This is a genomic window from Syntrophaceticus schinkii (assembly GCF_000946815.1).
Taxonomy (GTDB): Bacteria; Bacillota; DSM-12270; order Thermacetogeniales; family Thermacetogeniaceae; genus Syntrophaceticus; species Syntrophaceticus schinkii.
Window position 1 is genome coordinate 1 of the sequence record NZ_CDRZ01000073.1, and the last position, 3,629, is coordinate 3,629.

Annotated in this window: 3 protein-coding genes, 1 tRNA gene and 2 rRNA genes; all 6 read right to left on the reverse strand. The window is 47.1% G+C overall.

Annotated elements, in window-relative coordinates; all coding sequences use genetic code 11:
* On the reverse strand, positions 1-245 hold a 245-nt coding region (locus tag SSCH_RS17380; protein ID WP_232294219.1), incomplete at its 3' end, for a transposase family protein.
* Positions 246-549: 304 nt separating this feature from the next.
* Positions 550-1,890 (reverse strand): NADP-specific glutamate dehydrogenase, encoded by a 1,341-nt coding sequence (gdhA, locus tag SSCH_RS04575; RefSeq protein WP_044664447.1) that lies wholly within the window; start codon positions 1,888-1,890, stop codon positions 550-552.
* Positions 1,891-1,990: 100 nt separating this feature from the next.
* Entirely contained in the window at positions 1,991-2,242 is a 252-nt protein-coding gene (locus SSCH_RS04580) for a hypothetical protein (protein WP_044664448.1), read from the reverse strand.
* A gap of 337 nt (positions 2,243-2,579) precedes the next feature.
* Positions 2,580-2,654, reverse strand: a tRNA-Asn gene (locus tag SSCH_RS04585).
* A 9-nt stretch (positions 2,655-2,663) separates the two neighbouring features.
* A 5S ribosomal RNA gene (gene rrf, locus SSCH_RS04590) occupies positions 2,664-2,774 on the reverse strand.
* Positions 2,775-3,236: 462 nt separating this feature from the next.
* A 23S ribosomal RNA gene (locus SSCH_RS04595) occupies positions 3,237-3,629 on the reverse strand; the annotation flags it as partial.

The window sequence follows — 3,629 nt, forward strand, 5'->3', positions numbered from 1 at the left end:
TTAGCCCATACATGGATAAGCTCAAACTCATCGTAGCCGCAAATAATTCCGCAGGTCACGATGAATAAGATATCGGTTAATCGATGCCATATCTTCCCTTCCATTCTACTATCGTTCAATCCGCTAAAATAATCAAAAAACTTCCCTTGATATAAGCTTTCGCTCATCAGTATCCCCTCCACATATACTTCTGAGCTATAGCTTAATTCATAGTTGGTTGATTGTCCAGCAACTTTTACACCCATTTACTTCCTACATGAATTTGCCGTGTCGTTGGTGGTTGGTGGTTGGTGGTTGGTCATTAGTAATTCATGATCTTTTTATTCCTCTGCTTCTATTTTACATTAACATAAATATAATTAGCGGTACGGGAATCTACCCTGAAAATAAAGGTCAAATGCCGGAAATCGGAAGTTGCCAGGAACCGCTTCTGCTGGTTCCGCAACATTACATGACTTCGGCTCTGTTTTCATCCTCTGCTGACATTGCCATCAACCGACATAGACATCTGTCCTGAAAAAAGAGAGCAGATGATGTGTTAGTTGGTTGTTAGATAATTCCCTGGGCCAGCATGGCATCTGCTACTTTGACAAAACCGGCGATATTGGCTCCGTCTACATAGTTAACGCTGTTGCCTCTACTCCCAAAAGTTACACACTGTTCATGGATCTTTTTCATGATCTGCTGCAGCTTGCAGTCAACCTCTTCTGCTGACCAGCAGTAATGCTGACTGTTCTGGCACATTTCCAGCCCACTTACAGCCACACCGCCCGCATTGGCCGCTTTACCCGGAGCAAAGAGCAGCCCTGCATCTTGCAGCATATCTACAGCATCAGGTGAACAGGGCATATTTGCCGCCTCAACAACACACCTGCACCCATTATTGATCAAATTCCTGGCGTCATCCAACTCCAGTTCGTTCTGGGTTGCGGTAGGAACAGCTATATCACAGGGAACCTCCCAGGGTCTCCTGCCCTCTACCCACTTAAGACCGAATTCTTTTCCAAAATCCTGTGCAGGACGGCGGTGAACAGCCCAGAGGTCCCTTAAATATTCGAACTTCTCACCGTCAATCCCCTCGGGAGCATAAACATATCCGTTTTCATCTGCAATCGTAATAACCCTGGCACCGCATTGGCAGGCCTTTTGAATAAAATAACTCCCTACATTTCCATAGCCGGAGACGGTTATTGTTTTTCCTTGTAAGTCTTCTCCGCGAGCCTTCAACATCTCCTGCAGAAAATACACAACACCATAACCTGTAGCCTCCGGGCGCATTAGGCTGCCACCCCAGTTCCAGCCTTTACCTGTAAGAACACCTGTAAAAGCATTGGAGATCTTTCTGTACTGGCCGAAAAGATAACCGATCTCTCTGCTGCCAACACCGATATCCCCGGCGGGAACATCTGTATCAGGACCGATATGGCGATAAAGTTCATTCATAAATGCCTGGCAAAAACGCATTACCTCCTGGTCCGATTTGCCTCTCGGGTCGAAATCAGCACCACCTTTTCCACCACCCAGTGGCAAAGTGGTTAATGAGTTTTTGAAAACCTGCTCAAAGGCAAGGAATTTCATAACCCCTAAATTAACTGATGGATGAAAACGCAAGCCGCCCTTATAAGGTCCGATAGCGCTGTTCATCTGTACCCGGTAACCGCGGTTGACACGAACTTCCCCCTGGTCATCGTCCCAGGTTATACGAAAGATAATTATACGCTCGGGTTCTACTAACCTCTCCAAGATCTTTGCTTTCTTATATTTTGGCTGCTGTTCCAAAAACGGCAAAAGCGATCTTGCTACCTCATAAACTGATTGATGGAATTCTTTTTCCCCCGGATTTCTGCTGGTAACCTGATCGAGAAAACTATTAAGAAGCTGCTCTGACATGCTCGTATCCTCCATACCCTAACATTGATATAACCACAAACTGTATATTCGAGATTGCCTGCATTTATCCTGCATGCTCTTTCCTGTATACAAGTATACACTATCGGATTTGCAGTTCTTTTTCCACCGTCTGAATCAACTCTTCCAATTCTTTGAGCTTTCTTTCATGTTTCTTACGCACAACACCCCGTATATGATGGCCGGTAGAGCGCAGCATAAATGTAACTTGTTCGTCCATTTCCGCATAATCTTCCCGTAGTTCGGTCAGCTTAGCCTGTAAATTCTCTCTGCTCATCTGCCGGAATTCTTCCATCTGTTCCTCATCAAGCACTTTTTCACCTCCCGGCAACATTACAGGGATGACTCTACTCAATTATTATATCATTTTCTGTGATCTGTTACAGAAGGGTGCTCTTATCATCTTGTCATATCAGACTATCTGTTTTCGGCCTGTTTTCAGCAATAATAACCCAGCACTGTCCACATCAAAATACCCTTCCTTAATATTATACCCCAACAGCCCTTTCCAAAAAGCCTACTGTTACATAACTATGCCACCATTACCTCGGTCCCAATCATTAACGGCCAAAAAACAACCACCAACTGCCAACGACTAAATCCCAACATTACTTTTTGGCACCGTCAACACAAAAATTAATAAGCAGAACATTCCTAGTTCTGCTTATTTATGGCTCCCCGGGCGGGATTCGAACCTGCAACCCTCCGGTTAACAGCCGGATGCTCTACCGTTGAGCTACCGAGGAATATAAATATTCTGGCAGCGACCTACTCTCCCGGGATGTCCCAGTACCATCAGCGCTGGAGGGCTTAACTGCCGTGTTCGGAATGGGAACGGGTGTTACCCCTCCGCTCTAACCACCAGAAACTTTATTCAATTCATGTGACAGGTGTGACAGGGGGACGGGGGTCGTGTCATCGTGTCATCTGCACATAGATCACACAAACACCATCCACCAACCTGAAAGACGGAAGCCGGAGGTCGGATGTTAGAAGTCTGAAGTGGACACATCGGGGGCATTCCCCTTTCACATGTATCGCGCTATCATCTTTTTCCAACCACTAACGACCAACCACTAGCCACCAAATCGATATCGAGATACTGTGTCCTATTCTGTGACTTGCAATCTGTGGCATAGCATATTAAATCCAACCACAAACCACCAACCACTAACCACCAACTACTTAGCCTTTTGGGCGATTCCTTGGACCTGCCAAAGTAACCGTCCCCGTGGCTGCTGCTTATTTCTTTTTGGACAATCCTTTGGACCTGCCAAAGTGACCGTCCCCGTGGCTGGTCATACCAAGCAAAGGCGACTGGCGACAGTTTAGGCAAGCCCTCGACCTATTAGTACCGGTCCGCTTAAAGAGTTACCTCTCTTACACTCCCGGCCTATCTACCTGGTCATCTTCCAGGGGTCTTACTCCAGCTTGCGCTGGATGGGAAACCTCATCTTGGGGCCGGCTTCGCGCTTAGATGCTTTCAGCGCTTATCCGTTCCAAACATAGCTACCAGCTGTACCGTTGGCACGATAACTGGTACACCAGTGGTCTGTCCATCCCGGTCCTCTCGTACTAGGGACACGCCCCCTCAAGTTTCCTGCGCCTGCGACGGATAGGGACCGAACTGTCTCACGACGTTCTGAACCCAGCTCACGTACCGCTTTAACTGGCGAGCCCAACCCTTGGGACGTACTTCCGCCCCAGGATGCGATGAGCCG